The 16329-nt window shown below is 50.4% G+C and carries 16 protein-coding genes; 1 reads left to right on the top strand and 15 read right to left on the bottom strand.

The window, feature by feature from the left end:
- Window positions 1–77: 77 nt before the first annotated feature.
- The 15 genes from rnhB to rpsB form a co-directional block, all read right to left on the bottom strand.
- Complete coding sequence (gene rnhB / locus EA58_RS17595; protein WP_036755903.1) at window positions 78–683, bottom strand: ribonuclease HII; 606 nt, start codon at window positions 681–683, stop codon at window positions 78–80.
- 49 nt (window positions 684–732) lie between these two features.
- A complete protein-coding gene (lpxB, locus tag EA58_RS17600) occupies window positions 733–1872 on the bottom strand; it encodes a lipid-A-disaccharide synthase (RefSeq protein ID WP_036755906.1) in 1140 nt (379 codons plus the stop codon).
- A 1-nt stretch (window position 1873) separates the two neighbouring features.
- Complete coding sequence (lpxA, locus tag EA58_RS17605; protein ID WP_036755909.1) at window positions 1874–2662, bottom strand: acyl-ACP--UDP-N-acetylglucosamine O-acyltransferase; 789 nt, start codon at window positions 2660–2662, stop codon at window positions 1874–1876.
- Window positions 2659–3114 (bottom strand): 3-hydroxyacyl-ACP dehydratase FabZ, encoded by a 456-nt coding sequence (fabZ, locus tag EA58_RS17610; RefSeq protein WP_036755912.1) that lies wholly within the window; start codon window positions 3112–3114, stop codon window positions 2659–2661. The genes lpxA and fabZ overlap by 4 nt, the downstream gene beginning before the upstream one ends.
- Window positions 3115–3221: 107 nt before the next feature.
- Window positions 3222–4250, bottom strand: coding sequence for a UDP-3-O-(3-hydroxymyristoyl)glucosamine N-acyltransferase (lpxD, locus tag EA58_RS17615; RefSeq protein ID WP_036755915.1), 1029 nt, complete (start codon window positions 4248–4250; stop codon window positions 3222–3224).
- 214 nt (window positions 4251–4464) lie between these two features.
- Window positions 4465–4974, bottom strand: a complete 510-nt coding sequence (locus EA58_RS17620; RefSeq protein ID WP_036755918.1) for an OmpH family outer membrane protein — start codon at window positions 4972–4974, stop codon at window positions 4465–4467.
- 19 nt (window positions 4975–4993) lie between these two features.
- Complete coding sequence (gene bamA, locus EA58_RS17625; protein WP_036755921.1) at window positions 4994–7411, bottom strand: outer membrane protein assembly factor BamA; 2418 nt, start codon at window positions 7409–7411, stop codon at window positions 4994–4996.
- Window positions 7412–7447: 36 nt separating this feature from the next.
- Window positions 7448–8803 (bottom strand): sigma E protease regulator RseP, encoded by a 1356-nt coding sequence (gene rseP / locus EA58_RS17630; protein ID WP_036755925.1) that lies wholly within the window; start codon window positions 8801–8803, stop codon window positions 7448–7450.
- The gene (gene ispC, locus EA58_RS17635) at window positions 8800–9996 is read right to left on the bottom strand and encodes a 1-deoxy-D-xylulose-5-phosphate reductoisomerase (RefSeq protein WP_036755928.1); all 1197 of its coding nucleotides are present in this window, start codon (window positions 9994–9996) and stop codon (window positions 8800–8802) included. The genes rseP and ispC overlap by 4 nt, the downstream gene beginning before the upstream one ends.
- A gap of 124 nt (window positions 9997–10120) precedes the next feature.
- Window positions 10121–10969 (bottom strand): phosphatidate cytidylyltransferase, encoded by an 849-nt coding sequence (locus tag EA58_RS17640; protein WP_036755931.1) that lies wholly within the window; start codon window positions 10967–10969, stop codon window positions 10121–10123.
- A 136-nt stretch (window positions 10970–11105) separates the two neighbouring features.
- Complete coding sequence (locus EA58_RS17645; RefSeq protein WP_036755934.1) at window positions 11106–11873, bottom strand: isoprenyl transferase; 768 nt, start codon at window positions 11871–11873, stop codon at window positions 11106–11108.
- A gap of 87 nt (window positions 11874–11960) precedes the next feature.
- Complete coding sequence (gene frr / locus EA58_RS17650) at window positions 11961–12518, bottom strand: ribosome recycling factor (protein ID WP_036755937.1); 558 nt, start codon at window positions 12516–12518, stop codon at window positions 11961–11963.
- A 68-nt stretch (window positions 12519–12586) separates the two neighbouring features.
- Entirely contained in the window at window positions 12587–13318 is a 732-nt protein-coding gene (pyrH, locus tag EA58_RS17655) for a UMP kinase (RefSeq protein WP_036755939.1), read from the bottom strand.
- Between the two features lie 92 nt (window positions 13319–13410).
- A complete protein-coding gene (tsf, locus tag EA58_RS17660; protein WP_036755942.1) occupies window positions 13411–14256 on the bottom strand; it encodes a translation elongation factor Ts in 846 nt (281 codons plus the stop codon).
- Between the two features lie 114 nt (window positions 14257–14370).
- Window positions 14371–15099, bottom strand: a complete 729-nt coding sequence (gene rpsB / locus EA58_RS17665) for a 30S ribosomal protein S2 (protein WP_036755946.1) — start codon at window positions 15097–15099, stop codon at window positions 14371–14373.
- 336 nt (window positions 15100–15435) lie between these two features.
- Here rpsB and map point away from each other — a divergent pair, with 336 nt between their 5' ends.
- Window positions 15436–16233, top strand: a complete 798-nt coding sequence (gene map / locus EA58_RS17670; RefSeq protein ID WP_036755948.1) for a type I methionyl aminopeptidase — start codon at window positions 15436–15438, stop codon at window positions 16231–16233.
- Window positions 16234–16329 lie beyond the last annotated feature (96 nt).

Consider the following 16329-nt stretch of genomic DNA (forward strand, 5'->3'; position numbering starts at 1 on the left):
CGTCAATTCAGCCGTTAAGACACAAACAGAGGTTGAGTCTAAAATGATTTCCCGGCAACGCAAGTACCGGGAAACTGTTACTTCAAATTTTGTGCAATTCGCTCTCGAACTGGCTTAAAACTTTTCCGGTGCTCATCAATCGCACCGAATTCTTCCAGTGCTGCAAAATGCGCTTTGGTCGGATAGCCTTTATGCTGTGCAAACCCATAAGCAGGAAAACGGGCATCCAGCTCAACCATTTCCTGATCTCGGGTCACTTTTGCCAAAATCGACGCGGCGCTGATTTCGGCCACTCGCAAATCGCCTTTCACCACCGCCTGAGCCGGCATCGGCAACTGAGGCACCCGATTGCCATCGATCAACACAAAATCGGGCTGAACGGAGAGTCCTGCAACCGCACGCTGCATGGCAACCATAGTCGCCTGTAAAATATTCAGCTCATCAATTTCAGCCGGCTCGCAGCGGCCCAGTGACCAACTCAAGGCTTTTTCTTTGATTTCATCAAACAAAGCCAGGCGCTTTTTCTCGCTGAGCTTCTTAGAATCCGTTAATCCTTCAATCGGATTGGCCGGATCCAGAATCACTGCTGCGGTGACTACCGCGCCCACTAATGGGCCTCGGCCGACTTCATCGACCCCGGCAATCAATTGAGCATCCGGGTAAACAAAAGGTTCGTATTGCATGATTGGTTCACTCTGGCCGGAATACAGACAACTCCGGCCGTGATTTAACTTATTTTCCGATTAGCGTCAGCACCGCATTGGCGGCCTGCTTATCGGCGTCACAACGGATCAACTGATGCAGACGGGTAAATTCAGCCATCAGCGCGGTGTTCTCAGAAGCCAGACTTTGCTCAACCGCAGCAGCCAGCTTTTCCGGAACACAGTCTTCCTGCAGGAGTTCAGGCACCAGTTCGCGATCCGCCAGAATATTCGGTAAAGAAACATACTTGGTTTTCAGCATCCGCTTAGCAAGCCAGGCCGTCAGGGGCTTCACTTTATAGCCAACCACCATTGGACGCTTCACCAGCATACATTCGAGCGCAACCGTGCCCGAAGCCAGCAATACCGTATCCGAAGCGGTCATCACATCCCGTGCGGTATCATCCACCAGCACAAAATCCAGCTCAGGTGCCGTGGCTTTCCAGGCCTGCTCAAACTGTTCGCGACGCTTCTGATTGACCAGTGCCACGACAAATCCCAGCTCTGGATACTTCGCCTTTAAAATCTGGCAGGTCTGAATAAAAGGCTCAGCCAATAAGCTCATCTCGCCGCCCCGGCTGCCAGGCAACACGGCCAACCAGCGTTTTTCAGGGTCCAGCCCCAGCTTTTGTTGTGCAGCAACTTTGTCGGTTTCCAGCGGGATCGCATCCGCCATCGTATGGCCGATAAACTCACAAGGCACGTTAAATTGATCGTAAAACGCTTTTTCAAACGGCAGAAAAGCCAGCACCAGGTGCGTTGCCGCTTCAATCTTAAAAATACGCTTTTGCCGCCAGGCCCACACAGACGGACTGACGTAATGGACCGTTTTGATACCCTGCTGCTTGAGATCTTTTTCAAGACGCAGGTTAAAATCTGGCGCATCAATCCCCACGAAAACATCCGGCGGATTGTCGGTGAAGTATTTCACCAGCTCGGCTTTGACATGAAACAGGCGAGGTAATCGACCAATCACTTCGACGATCCCCATAACGGCCAGTTCTTCCATGTCGAACAATGCTTCACAGCCTAACGCCTGCATACGCGGCCCCGCGACACCGACAAATTCAGCATCCGGATAGCGCGCTCTGACCGCCTCGATAAAGCCGGCCCCTAAAATATCGCCGGAGATCTCCCCGGCGACTATTCCTATGCGAAGTGGTTTCGTCATATCAGCGAATAATTCCGCGTGTGGTGTGATTCAGCATGTCGAGGAACAAGCCAACCGATGGCCAGTCTTTCGCCATTTCTTCCAGTACGGGTTTCACTTCAGCCTGAGTTTTACCCGAGCGGTAAATCTCTTTATAAGCACGACGAAGCGCATGCAGTTCCGGCTTTTCAAAACCATTGCGCTGCAAGCCGACAATATTCAGGCCAAACGGCGTGGCGTGGTTCCCCTGCGCCAGCACGTAAGGTGGAACATCCTGCACCACGGCAGAACAGCCACCGACATAGCTGTAAGCACCCACTGTACAGAATGGGTGAATGGCCGACAATGCCATCACGCCCGCGTGATCGCCGACAGTCACGTGACCACCCAAAATTGAGTTGTTGCCAATGTGGGTGTGGTCACCGATCACGACGTCGTGTGCAACATGTGCATTCACACACAGCAGGTTATCGTTGCCGACAATGGTCACACCTTTGTCCTGCACCGTCCCCCGATGGATTTGCACACTTTCGCGAATCACGTTGCGGTCGCCGATTTCCACACGGGTCGGCTCACCGTTGTATTTCTTGTCCTGACACTCTTCACCAATGATGGCATAAGGAAAAATTCGGTTATCCTTGCCGATGGTCGTCGGGCCTTTAATCACAACATGCGACATAATTTCGTTGCCGTCGCCGATTTCTACATCTTTCGCGATGTAAGTAAATGGGCCTACGGTGACGTTGGCACCGATTTTCACACCATCTTCGATCACCGCCGATGGATGGATCTGTGCTGTTTCGTGAATCATGAAAACTCTCGTCTTGCGCATTTCAGCTCAGCAGAACAAACGACATCGCCGTCTACTTTCGCCACACCATTAAACATAGCGATGCCACGGCGTTCTTTCAGGAATTCGACTTCAATGACCAATTGATCGCCAGGGCCAACCGGTTTACGGAATTTGGCATTGTCGATACTGGCAAAGTAGTACAGTTCGTTTTCAGCAGGTGCACCGAACGTTTTAAACGCCAGCAGACCGGTTGCCTGCGCCATCGCTTCCAGAATCAGTACGCCCGGAAATACCGGCATTTTCGGAAAGTGGCCGGTAAATTGCGGCTCATTCACAGACACATTTTTAATTGCCGTCAGGGTCTTGCCTTCTTCATAGTTCACCACTTTGTCAACCATCAGGAATGGGTAACGGTGTGGAAGAAGTGCTTGGATTTCGGTGATATTCAGCGTTTTGTTCTCGCTAGTCAAAACTGCATTCCTGTCTAAAAAAGTGAATCAGGCGCCGGATAAAATATAAAACGGCCTACGTAACACAATGACGCAGGCCTGGCTCACGGCGCAGAAATAAAAATAAATTACTGAGCGTCTTTTTCGAGTTTTTTCTCTAAAGATTTCAGACGCTTATTCATTTCTTCAATTTTCAGAACCCGTGCCGCAGTTTTGCGCCACTCCCGGTTCGTCTGAAGCGGAATCCCTGATGAATAAACACCTGGCTCAGTAATAGGTCGCATCACCATGGCCATGCCTGTGACGGTCACACCATCGGTAATTTCCATGTGGCCATTAAATACGCTGGCACCACCAATAAAGCAGTGTTTACCCACTTTCAGGCTGCCTGCCATCACCGTTGCGCCAGCAACAGCGGTATTTTCACCAATTGAAACGTTATGGGCAATCTGGCACTGGTTATCAATAATCACACCATCTGCAATGAGGGTATCTTCCAGCGCACCGCGATCAATCGTGGTACACGCACCGATCTCAACCCGGTCGCCAATTCGCACAGAACCCAACTGAGGAATTTTTTCCCAGCGGCCTTTATCATTCGCATAGCCAAAGCCATCCGAGCCAATCACTGCACCCGACTGCACCAGGCAATGGTCACCCATCACTACATTATGGTAGATGCTGACGTTCGCCCACAGTTTTGTCCCCTGACCAATTCGGGCATTTTTGCCGACAAAACAGCCAGGGCCGATCTGAACGTGATCACCCAGCACCACGCCGGATTCAATCACAGCGTTATGACCGACAGCAACGCCTTCACCCAGCACGGCATCTGGTGCGATATAGGCTGAAGGGGCAATGTCAGTCGCGCTGGCCGGTGTGCTGTCCAGCATTTGCGCTACTTTGGCATACGCCAGATAAGGGTCTTTGACAATCAAGGCGTTACCGTTGAAAAATTCAGCGTCAACGTCTTTTAAAATAACTGCAGTTGCCGAACATTCGTTCAGATGCTGGCGATATTTACTGCTGGAAAGGAAAGTGATCTGGCCGGGACCGGCCTGACCCAGTCCTGCGATTGCTGTGACTTCGGCAGCCGCGTCACCACGCAGCTCCGCACCTAATTTCTCTGCTAATGCAGCAAGCGTCAATGCAGCCATTGGTTACCTTAATAATTCATCGTTTTTATAGCACTGCGCATTATTATCTGTGGTCGGCAATACAATGCAAAGGATAAGCGCAGGAACGTCTACAATTTGAACAATGTTCACATAATACTGTCATTTTTCGTTACGGCAGACCCTACCAGCTAACGCGCCAGCAAGCCCTGAGCCTGCTGGCGCACCGATACACAACTACCGAAGAAACGATCGCTTATTTCACCGCCGACAATACTTTTGCAGACAGATCATCTTTCGGGTTTGCAAACAGGACAGCCTGACCGTCGACAACCATGTCGTATCCTTCACGTTTGGCCACTTCCTGAATGGCTGTACGCAACTTCATCGCCAGCTTCTGTTGTTCTTCAGCACCACGACGCGCCTGATCTTCCTGCAGAGCCCGCGCTTTTTGCTTAAACTGCCCGTCCAGCGATTGCAGTTCTGTCTGCAGCTTAGACTTGTCATTAGCACTCATCAACTGACCATCACGTTTCAGTTTATCCAGCTTGGTTTTGATGTTGGTTTCCAGTGTGCGCAGTTCAGTCACCCGCCCCTGAAATTCGTTACGCAGTTTATCTTTCACGTTGTAACGCTGGACCAGTTGTGCCATAGCCTGATTCGTGGCGACATAACCCACCTTCTCTGCGGCAACCGCAGCTTGGGCATACATTGAAGATGACAAGACGGCCAGGCTGAGTCCGGCTGCTTTAATCCACTGTTTCAAAGGCTCTCTCCTTAAAGGGTTAGAATGTGCGTCCAATGGTGAAGGTGAAGAATTCCTCATCATCGCCATCGTATTTCTTAATTGGTCTCGCGACGGAGAAGACCAGAGGTCCCATCGGCGACATCCATTGCAGTGCTGCGCCATATGAGGCACGGATCAGGAATGGATCTGAATAGTCATACAGATAAGCTCCATCCTCACCAGTTAAGTCATATTCGGTGTCCCAGACGTTACCGGCATCCACGAATAAACTAGTCCGGATCTGATTCCTGACTTCATCTGACGCAAAAGGTGTCGGAACAATCAGCTCCACACTCGCCAGAGCCACGGCATTACCACCTGCGGCATCATCCGACCCCGTCGCACAGTTGTTGTTTCCGCTGATACTGCCGCCGGTGTCACAACCGCCTACATACACCGCTTTCGGGCCGACAGTATTGGAGCGGAAACCACGCAGGGTTGAGAAACCACCCGCGTAGAAGTTTTCATAAAACGGTAGCAACTGATCGCTGCCATTTTCTGTGGTGCCGTAACCATTACCATAGCCCAGGCGGCCGCGAAGCAACAAGGTAAAGTCCTGTTTCTCAGTCAGCGGGTAATATTGACGAACATCATACTGCGCCTTGAAATACTGAGCATCAGAGCCCGGGACTGTCATCCGGAAAGTCGCACGCTGATGGTTACCGGCCGTTGGGAAGAAACCACGGTTGAGGTTGTTCCGGGTCCAGGAAACAGACCAGTCAAAATCATCCAGCTCAATCGAGGTATTGGCTTGATCGAAGTCGTGAATCCGCTTGAATTTTTCGATCTGATAATACTCTTCAGTATTAGAGATCTTGTTATGGTCGTAGCCAACGCCAAATTCAAAGAAGTTCAGCTCATCATACGGGAAACCCCAGGTCAGGCTGGCACCATAACTTTGGTTGGTATAGTCCGAAATGTTGGCATCAGACGCTTCAAACTCGTTGTAATAAATCTTACCGCCCAGGCTGATCCCATCCAGCGTGAAGTATGGATCCCGATACTCCATGCTGACGTTCTTCTGATAGTCGTTCATCATCGCACTGATGCCGAAACGATTTCCCGTCCCCAGAAAGTTATCCTGCTGGATCCCGGCCTGGAAAGACACACCAGATTCCGTACCATAGCCAATACCAAAGTTGATGTTACCGGCATTGGCTTCTTTCACTTTGTAATTCACATCAACCTGATCGTCCGTGCCTGGAACCCGCACCGTCTGAACATCCACGTTTTCAAAGAAACCCGTCCGACTCAAACGCTCCTTTCCGCGTTCAACAGACTTGGAGTTCAGCCAACTGCCTTCCATTTGACGCATTTCACGGCGCAGAACTTCGTCTTTGGTTGAGGTATTGCCGGTGAAAGAGATGTTGCGAACATAGATTCGTTTGCCAGGCTCAACATTGACTAAGAGCGATACCTGCTGATTTTCATCGTCAAATTCAGGAATCGTCTTCACCTGTGGATAGGCATAGCCTAATTCACCCAAACGGCGTTTAATCGATTCTTCCAGTGCCGTTACTTTGGCACCGTTATAAATATCACCGTCTTTGAAAGTCACCAAGCCAGCCAACTCGCCCGGTTCGCCAACCAGATTTCCGCGGAATTTCACGCCCTTCACTTTATATTGCTGACCTTCATCAATATTCAGTGTGATATAGACGCCCTTCTTATCCGGCGAAATAGAAACATGGGTCGATTGCAGCTTGTATTTCAGATAACCGTTGTTCAGGTACTGTGAGCGCAGCGTCTCCAGATCACCGGCCAGAACTTGCTTCTGATACTTTTCATCCGCCAGAAAGTTCCACCAGGGAACATCCGCCTGAAGGTTAAATTTGTCACGCAGTTCTTCGTCCGAGAAAACACGGTTTCCGATGAAGTTAATTTGCTGAATTTTGGCAGAAACACCTTCAGTAAACACAAATTTCAGATCGGCACGGTTCCGTGGCAACGGCGTTACGACCGCTTTCACGCTGGCATTATATTTCCCTACGCTGTAGTAGAAATCTTCCAGCCCCTTTTCAATTTTGCTCAGGGTTGTCCGATCCAGCGCTTCACCAACCCGGATTTTCGAAGCATTCAGGTTTTCCTGAAGCTGTTCATCCTTGATCGCCTTATTGCCCGAGAATGTAATACTGGCAATGGTCGGACGTTCGACAACTTTCACGACCAAGGCATTGTTATCCCGGTAGACCTGGATATCCTCAAAGTTACCCGAGGCAAAAAGTGCCTGAATCATATCCGCGACATCACGCTCGTCTACCGTGTCGCCGACTCTGACCGGCGTCTTCAGCAACGCAGCCCCCAGAGCCACGCGCTGTAACCCCTCAAAGCGGATATCGCCCACCACAAATTCTTCCGCATGTGCCACACTGCTTCCAAGCAAGAGGGACGCGACTAACAGTTTCTTCATCGCCATTACTGTTCTGATTATTCCTTGCTAAAAACGCACTTATTAAAGGCGTGTAAAGTCATTGATGAGCGCCACAGCCATCAAAACGACCAAAATCGCTGAGCCAAGCCGGTATCCAATCTCCTGAATACGCTCTGAAACCGGGCGCCGCGTCACAGCTTCAATGGCAAAAAAGAGCAGATGACCGCCATCCAGGACCGGCAGAGGCAATAGATTCACAATACCCAGGTTGACACTGATTAAGGCCAGAAACCCTAAAAAGTACACAATGCCATAGTCGGCCGTTGCTCCAGCGCCTTTGGCGATAGAAATTGGGCCACTCAAATTTTTCAGTGCAACGTCACCCGTCACGAGTTTCGCGACCATATCAAAGGTGAGCGTCACCAACTGCCAGGTTTTCTCCGTTGCCGCACCGACCGCATCCAGTGGTCCATACTTTAACTGAAAACGTTGCTCCGCTGGCCAAGCCTCAACGACTGGTGCAAAACCGGCATAACCAACCAGCTCTCCGCTGGATAGCTCTTTCGTCCGCGGCGTCAGTGGCGCATGAATGAGCGCACCATCACGCCGAAGCTGAACATCCAGGACCACTTCCGGGTTGGAACGGATTGCATCAACGACTTGATTCCAGTCCGTTATTGGCTGTTGATTGATCGCAACAATCACATCACCAACCTGAAAACCAGCTTGCTGCGCCGCACCTTGCTCAACCAGTTGACCAATTTCCAGTGTAATCGGTGGTGAATAAGGTGTGATCCCCAGCGTTGCCAGGATCATTTCCTTCTCCGGATCAAAAGACCAGGTTCTCAGATCCAAGCGAAGGGTTTTTTCATAATTTTCATCTGCTGGGACGACAGTCAGAGTCATCTCATCGTCACCAATATGACTAATCATTGCCATATTGACCGATTCCCAGTTCGAAGTTTGGATACCGGAAACAGACTTAAGTTCCATTCCGCCGGTGATCCCCGCTTGAGCAGCAATCGACTGCGGGGCGACCTCACCAATCACGGGCTTCACGGCTGGCACACCGATCAGATACACCACCCAGTAAGCAAAAATGGCAAACACAAAATTTGCTAGCGGGCCGGCAGCCACAATGGCACTGCGCTGCCAGAGCGCTTTATTGTTGAAAGCTTGGTGACGACGCTCTTCAGGAACAGCTTCAACCCGCTCGTCGAGCATTTTGACGTAGCCCCCAAGCGGAATCATCGCCAGTGTGAATTCTGTGCCCTGCTTATCGACACGTCGCCATAACGCCTTACCGAATCCAATCGAAAAACGTTCAACGTACACACCGCAACGACGTGCAACCCAGAAATGTCCGTACTCATGTACAGCAATCAGAATGCCTAACGCAACGAGGAAAGCGCCCAAGTTCCACAAAATACCTATCATTTCGTCACCTTCTGAATCACTTGCTGTGCAAGTCGTCGAGCTGTTGCATCCAGAGCTAAAACACAGTCCAGACTGCGCGGCTCAGACAAATCGGCCAGCGTCAGAACTTGCTGATTGACACGCGCAATATCTGTAAAGCGCATCTCGCCGGCAAGAAAAGCTGCCACGGCGACTTCATTGGCGGCGTTCAGTGTGGTTGTCGCAGCCTGGCCACTGTAACACGCATCAATTGCCAGTTGCAGACAAGGGTAACGCGACATATCTGGTGCCATAAACGTAAACTCGCCGATTTTCGTAAAGTCGAGAGGCTTCACCCCAGCTTCAACCCTTTCCGGATAAGCCATCGCAAATGCAATCGGCGTCTGCATGTCCGGCAAACCCAATTGCGCCAGAACCGAGCCGTCTCTGTACTGCACCATCGAGTGGATCACCGACTGTGGGTGGATCAGAACCTCCAGTTGTTCTCTTGATGCATTAAACAACCAGCGCGCTTCAATATACTCCAGCCCTTTATTCATCATAGTGGCCGAATCCACAGAAATCTTCGGCCCCATCGACCAGTTCGGATGGGCAATCGCCATTTCTGGCGTCACAGCATCCAGCTCACTCACATCCGTATACCGGAAAGGGCCGCCAGAACCGGTCAGCAAAATTTTGCTAATCCCGGATTCAGCAAGATCACATCGCCCCGGATTCCGTTGTACTTCTACTGGTAGACACTGAAAAATAGCATTATGTTCACTATCAATGGGTAATAATTCTGCGCCGTATTTCGTGACCGCATCAATGAACATCTGCCCGGACATAACGAGCGCTTCTTTGTTTGCAAGCAGAATGCGTTTCCCGGCTTTTACCGCAGCCATGGTTGGCAGCAAACCAGCCGCACCAACAATCGCCGCCATCACGGTATCAACCTCATCCAAGGCCGCGATTTCACACATGCCGGCCTCGCCGGAGAGCACCTGAGTTTGAAGCCCCTGCGCAGACAGTTGCCGGGCCAGGTCTTGGGCAGCCTGCTCACAAGCCATCGCTGCATACTTCGGTCGCCACTGGCAACAGAGTTCAAACATTTTTTGGCTGTCTGTTCCGGCAGCCAATGCAACCACGTCAAAAAGGTCTGGGTTCACAGCCGCGACGCCCAGAGTACTCGTACCAATCGAACCGGTTGCTCCAAGAATGGTTAACTTACGCATATCTTCACTACTTTATGAATACAGACGACAATAGCCGATATGCCACCGACCCACGCACACGCCCTTCTCCTGGCGCTAAAATCAAATCGGGGGAAGTGGTTACCCGCTTCCCCCGAATCAGGCATTAAATCAGCCAGAGATAGAGCAATGCAAACACAGGCAGTGCTGCTGTCAGACTATCTATTCGGTCAAGGATACCACCATGTCCTGGTAAGATCTGTCCGCTATCTTTAATTCCCGACACACGTTTGAGCATACTTTCGACCAGATCGCCAAAAACCGAAGCAATCACGGTGAGCACCACAGTCGCCAGCAGAGCGCCGCTGTGGCTAAACGGAATACCAAAGAGTGCTGCTGCACCCCAGGCGACAACCACAGCCAGGGCAACACCGCCCGCCAGACCTTCCAAGGTTTTATTAGGACTGACCTTCGGTGCCATTTTATGACGACCAAAACGTTTACCGGCAAAGTAAGCGCCACTATCAGCAGCCCAGACCAGCAAACAAACCAGCATCACCAACTTGGCACCGTAGAAAGGAGACTCTGCATAATTGACCGCACGAAGCATCACCACGCCCCAAAAGAAAGGAATGAGCGTCAGCAGGCCAAAGCAGTATCGCAGCAAAGTTGAACGGGTCCAGAAGCCGGATTTATCCGGATAAGTGACCACCAGCAGGCAGGCGAACAGCCACCAGGCGCCACCCAAAGCCAGCATCGTGTGATGGGCGGTGTGCAATTCTCCCAAAGCGATTGCATCCGTCGGGAGAACCAGAAAAGATGACAGCAGTACCAGCACAGGCGGCACCATCGCCAACAGACGAGAACGGGTATTTACAAACTGGGTCCATTCCCAGAAACCAGCCAGGGTAATTCCAGCCAGTGCAAACATGAATCCCGAAAAAGGGAGCAGAAAGATTCCGGCAATCACAACAGGTGCCAGAACCAGTGCAGTCAAAATTCGTTGCTTAAGCAAGCTTGTTCCTCTCGTTATAATTTATCTTTGTCGCTTCTTAGCAATATCTTGCTCGGTCGCAATGCAACAAGCCACGTGCTTGTTACCAGAATGGCAGCGGGATTCCAGTTTCCACTGCCACTGGCGTTGCTACTGGTTATTTCGTAGCTAGTAGCATTTTTATTTGTTCACCCGTACAGCCAAAGCGACGTTCCCGGTTCATAAACCAGGCAATGGCATCGGAGAAAGTATCTTCATCAAAATCTGGCCAGAACTGTGGGGTGAAGTACAGTTCAGCATAGGCTGTCTGCCAGAGCATAAAGTTGCTAATCCGGCATTCACCACTGGTGCGGATCAGCAAATCAACATCCGGGAGACCCTGGGTTGTCAATCGCTCCGCCAGCATGGCTTCGGTAATATCTTCTGGGGCTAACCCTTGCTCAGCAACCTCACGCGCCAGCGCTTGGGTTGCCTGAATGATATCCCATTGTCCGCCATAATTCGCAGCCACGTTCAGAACCATGCCGGTATTGCTTGCCGTCAGTGTTTCTGCCGCTGCAATTTTGTCTTGCAGACGCTGACTGAAACGGCTGGTATCGCCAATAATTTTCAGGCGAATGTTATTTTTGTGCAGGCGTTTCACTTCACGACCTAAGACGGTCAGGAACAGCTCCATGAGCAGAGAAACTTCATCTTCCGGGCGACGCCAGTTTTCACTACTGAATGCAAACAATGTAACAACCTGAATTCCCAGGCGGCTCGCAACAGAGACAGTTTTTCGTACGGCTTCCACACCGGCTTTATGGCCAAACACTCGCGCTTTGCCCTTCGCTTTTGCCCAGCGACCGTTCCCATCCATAATGATGGCAACGTGCTTCGGCAGCTTTTGAGCATACCATTCAGTGTTGGTTGTAGGCTCTGCCATACATTTTCCTCAACAAAAAAGCGCCGTGCTGCACGCACAGCGCTTCAGAGCTTATCAAGCTAAAGTCGAACCGAAGTCAGGTCGCCCTTAAACTTCCATCAACTCTTTTTCTTTCGCTTCTAAAATAGCATCGATTTTCTTCACTGCAGCATCAGTCAGCTTCTGGATATCATCCTGAGCACGACGATCGTCGTCTTCAGAGATTTCTTTATCTTTCAGCAGCGCTTTCACATCTGCATTCGCATCACGGCGGATATTGCGCACAGCCACACGGCCTTGCTCTGCTTCTGCACGAACGACCTTCACCAGATCTTTACGACGCTCTTCCGTCAGTGGTGGCAGCGGTACACGAATCACGGTGCCAGCTGATGACGGGTTCAGACCCAGATCAGACATCATGATGGCTTTTTCAATTTTAGGCGTCAGCTCTTTGTCAAAAACAGTAATCGCCAGGGTACGCGCATCTTCAGCGATGACGTTTGCAACTTGACGCAACGGCGTATTAGAGCCGTAGTATTCAACCTGGATGCCATCCAGCAAACTTGGGTGTGCACGACCAGTACGCACTTTTGCCAGTTGAGTTTTCAGTGCTTCAACACTTTTTTCCATACGCGTTTGCGCATCAGTTTTAATTTCGTTAATCACGTTTGTACCCTTGAATAGTCGGTCTCAGTGAGGGAGGCAGTCCCTCACCCTATCAATATCTTGCGTCCTTAGTCGCCATTGGCGATCAAGGTACCTTCAGCTTCACCCATCACCACTTTGCGCAGCGCTCCCGGCTTATTCATGTTAAATACACGAATTGGCATACCGTGATCACGTGCCAGTGTGAATGCTGCGAGATCCATGACTTTCAGTTCTTTTTCCAGAACGTCCTGATAACCTAGCTTATCATATAGAACTGCTTCTGGGTTTTTAACTGGATCTTCGCTGTAAACACCATCGACTTTTGTGGCTTTGAGCACAACATCAGCTTCAATTTCAATACCACGCAGACACGCAGCGGAATCTGTTGTAAAGAAAGGGTTCCCTGTACCGGCAGAGAAAATAACGACGCGGCCCTGGCGAAGCTGACTGATTGCTTCCGCCCAATTATAGCTGTCACACACACCATTCAGCGGAATGGCTGACATTACTTTCGCGTTCACATAGGCACGGTGCAGTGCGTCGCGCATGGCCAGGCCATTCATCACGGTTGCCAGCATACCCATGTGATCGCCCACAACTCGGTTCATACCCGCAGCAGCCAGACCTGCACCACGGAACAGGTTACCACCACCGATAACCAGACCCACTTGTACGCCCAGTTCTACCAGTTCTTTGATTTCCTGAGCCATACGGTCCAGAACATGTGCATCAATACCAAAACCTTCGTCGCCCTGCAGCGCTTCACCGCTCAGTTTCAGCAGGATCCGTTGATAAGTCGGTTTAGGATTTGTGGTCATTTATTGTACCTTCCAGGCTTACTATAGAGATATGGAGTTGTAAAAAGACCGTAGCCTTGGCCACGGTCTTCGAATGAGCAATTCGCGAAGGATTAACCTTTCTGCGCCAGAGCTACTTCTTCTGCAAAGCTCAGGCCTTCGGCTTTCTCGATACCTTCACCAACTTCCAGGCGGATGAAGTTAGAAACAGAAGCACCGCTTTCTTTCAGAACGTCACCAACAGATTTCTTAGGTTCCATGATGAAAGGCTGGCCAGTCAGAGACACTTCGCCAGTGAACTTCTTCATGCGGCCTTCAACCATCTTCTCAGCGATTTCTTGAGGCTTGCCTTCGTTCATGGCGATTTCAACCTGAACTGCACGCTCTTTTGCAACAACGTCTGCTGGTACATCTTCTGGGTTCACGTACTCAGGACGAGAAGCAGCAACGTGCATTGCAATGTGCTTCAGCGTTTCGTCTTCGCCGTTACCTGCAACAACAACACCGATGCGGTCGCCGTGACGGTAAGAAGCAACTTTCTCGCCTTCAATGTAAGCAACACGGCGGATAGAGATGTTCTCGCCGATTTTCGCAACCAGTGCAACACGCTTCTCTTCGAATTGTGCTTGCAGTGCTTCAACGTTAGCTTTGCTTGCCAGTGCAGCTTCAGCAACTTCGTTTGCGAAGCCCAGGAAGTTGCCGTCTTTCGCAACGAAGTCAGTCTGGCAGTTTACTTCTACCAGTGCAGCAACACCGCCTTCGGTCTTGATGATGATAGAACCTTCAGCAGCGATGTTACCTGCTTTCTTAGCCGCTTTAGCAGCACCGCTCTTACGCATGTTCTCGATGGCCAGCTCGATGTCTGCATTGGCTTCAACCAGAGCTTTTTTACATTCCATCATGCCTGCGCCAGTACGCTCACGCAGTTCTTTAACCAGGGCAGCTGTAACTGTTGCCATTGTTATATCCTCAGTTTTTAAATCTTGGTGTAAAAATCAGGGGCCTGTGAGGGGCCCCTGTTAACCATACTTAGTTTACACAAGGTAACTTAAGATGCTCAAAGGAGCGACTGATTACTCAGCTTCTACGAAACCGTCTTGCTCAGCCTGGGCAACGATGTCCTGGTTACGAGCTTCAGTAACGGTTGTCGCTACAGCGCCTGTGTACAGCTGGATAGCACGGATTGCGTCATCGTTACCTGGGATAACGTAATCTACGCCGTCTGGGTTAGAGTTCGTATCTACGATAGAGAATACTGGGATACCCAGGTTGTTCGCTTCTTTGATAGCGATGTGCTCGTGATCAGCATCGATAACGAACATTGCGTCAGGCAGACCGCCCATGTTCTTGATACCGCCCAGAGATTTCTCCAGTTTTTCCATTTCACGAGTACGCATCAGCGCTTCTTTCTTAGTCAGCTTGTCGAAAGTACCGTCAGTAGACTGAGTCTCCAGGTCTTTCAGACGCTTGATTGACTGGCGAACAGTTTTCCAGTTAGTCAGCATACCGCCCAACCAACGGTTGTTCACATAGTACTGGTCACAGCTGATTGCAGCTTCTTTGATAGATTCGCTGGCTGCACGCTTAGTACCAACGAACAGGATTTTACCCTTGCGAGCAGCGATCTTGTTGATCTCAGCCAGCGCGTCGTTGAACATTGGTACAGTTTTCTCAAGGTTGATGATGTGCACACGGTTACGAGCACCGAAGATGAATGGCTTCATCTTAGGGTTCCAGTAACGAGTTTGGTGACCAAAGTGAACACCAGCCTTCAGCATGTCGCGCATTGATACAGTTGCCATTGAATATTCCTCAATTGGGGTTAGGCGTCCACATATCCCATGCTACCGACCCTTGGCTGACTTATCAGCCGACTTATCGCTTAGCAATAAACCTTGGGCACCCCGGAGCACGTGTCGATATGTGTGAGTGATTAATAAAATAATGTTTTTGTAATCTGACCTACCGGGTTAATTTTCATCAACGCACAATCTGGCAAATTACGGCGCGCTTTATACCATATTTTTGCCGTGAAAATCCAGTCCAAATCTCCCCCGCATCCGCAAAGCCAGTTTCCATCTGGTGCATGCGCTGATACCATAATTAAGTATAGAGACTGATAGGGTAGAGAAGTTCGTATGAGCATTAAGATCAAGACGGCTGAAGAAATCGAAAAGATGCGCATCGCTGGCCAATTGGCTGCAGACGTGCTGGAAATGATTGAGCCGTATGTCAAACCTGGCGTATCCACTGAAGAACTGGACCGGATTTGCCATCAATACATCACGGAAACCCAGGATGCTGTCCCGGCTCCGCTGAACTACCACGGTTTCCCGAAATCCATCTGCACCTCCATCAACCACGTGGTCTGCCATGGTATTCCAAGTGAGCAGGATGTACTGAAAGACGGTGATATCATCAACATCGACATTACGGTGATCAAAGATGGTTACCACGGCGATACCTCGAAGATGTTTGAAGTGGGTGAAGTCTCACTGGAAGACAAGCGCCTGTGCCGTGTTGCACAGGAAAGCCTGTACCAGGCCATCAAAAAAGTGAAGCCCGGTACAAAACTGGGCGAAATTGGCACAACGATTCAGAAATTCGTGAAGAACGGTAACAGCCGTTTCACGATTGTTCGCGACTACTGTGGTCACGGCATTGGTGATGAGTTCCACGAAGAACCACAAGTGGTTCATTACAAGAACAACGACCGCACCCTCCTGAAAGCCGGCATGTGTTTCACCATCGAGCCAATGATCAACGCCGGTAAGTTCGGTTGTATCCTGGATGATGACGATGGCTGGACGGTTTACACCGTGGACGGCAAGAAATCAGCGCAGTGGGAGCACACCCTGCTGGTCACCGAGACCGGTTGTGAAATTCTGACCCTGCGGAAAGAAGAATCACTGCCACGTGTGATGAAAAACGCCTGACAAAAACCAGTCGTCATCGACTGATATAAAGACACCAAAGCCAGCATTCTGCTGGCTTTTTTGTTCCCCCGTTTCAGGCTAGAGTAAAGGAAAGTA

The organism is Photobacterium galatheae, from assembly GCF_000695255.1.
Taxonomy (GTDB): Bacteria; Pseudomonadota; Gammaproteobacteria; order Enterobacterales; family Vibrionaceae; genus Photobacterium; species Photobacterium galatheae.

What these genes read in the sequence shown, in the direction of transcription:
- bamA (WP_036755921.1), bottom strand. Translation starts at nt 7,411, where the DNA reads ATGGCGATGAAGAAACTGTTAGTCGCGTCCCTCTTGCTTGGAAGCAGT.
- rnhB (WP_036755903.1), bottom strand. Translation starts at nt 683, where the DNA reads ATGCAATACGAACCTTTTGTTTACCCGGATGCTCAATTGATTGCCGGG.
- EA58_RS17645 (WP_036755934.1), bottom strand. Translation starts at nt 11,873, where the DNA reads ATGGCAGAGCCTACAACCAACACTGAATGGTATGCTCAAAAGCTGCCG.
- rpsB (WP_036755946.1), bottom strand. Translation starts at nt 15,099, where the DNA reads ATGGCAACTGTATCAATGCGCGACATGCTGAAGGCTGGTGTTCACTTT.
- ispC (WP_036755928.1), bottom strand. Translation starts at nt 9,996, where the DNA reads ATGCGTAAGTTAACCATTCTTGGAGCAACCGGTTCGATTGGTACGAGT.
- map (WP_036755948.1), top strand. Translation starts at nt 15,436, where the DNA reads ATGAGCATTAAGATCAAGACGGCTGAAGAAATCGAAAAGATGCGCATC.
- lpxA (WP_036755909.1), bottom strand. Translation starts at nt 2,662, where the DNA reads ATGATTCACGAAACAGCACAGATCCATCCATCGGCGGTGATCGAAGAT.
- tsf (WP_036755942.1), bottom strand. Translation starts at nt 14,256, where the DNA reads ATGGCAACAGTTACAGCTGCCCTGGTTAAAGAACTGCGTGAGCGTACT.
- pyrH (WP_036755939.1), bottom strand. Translation starts at nt 13,318, where the DNA reads ATGACCACAAATCCTAAACCGACTTATCAACGGATCCTGCTGAAACTG.
- lpxD (WP_036755915.1), bottom strand. Translation starts at nt 4,250, where the DNA reads ATGGCTGCATTGACGCTTGCTGCATTAGCAGAGAAATTAGGTGCGGAG.
- lpxB (WP_036755906.1), bottom strand. Translation starts at nt 1,872, where the DNA reads ATGACGAAACCACTTCGCATAGGAATAGTCGCCGGGGAGATCTCCGGC.
- rseP (WP_036755925.1), bottom strand. Translation starts at nt 8,803, where the DNA reads ATGATAGGTATTTTGTGGAACTTGGGCGCTTTCCTCGTTGCGTTAGGC.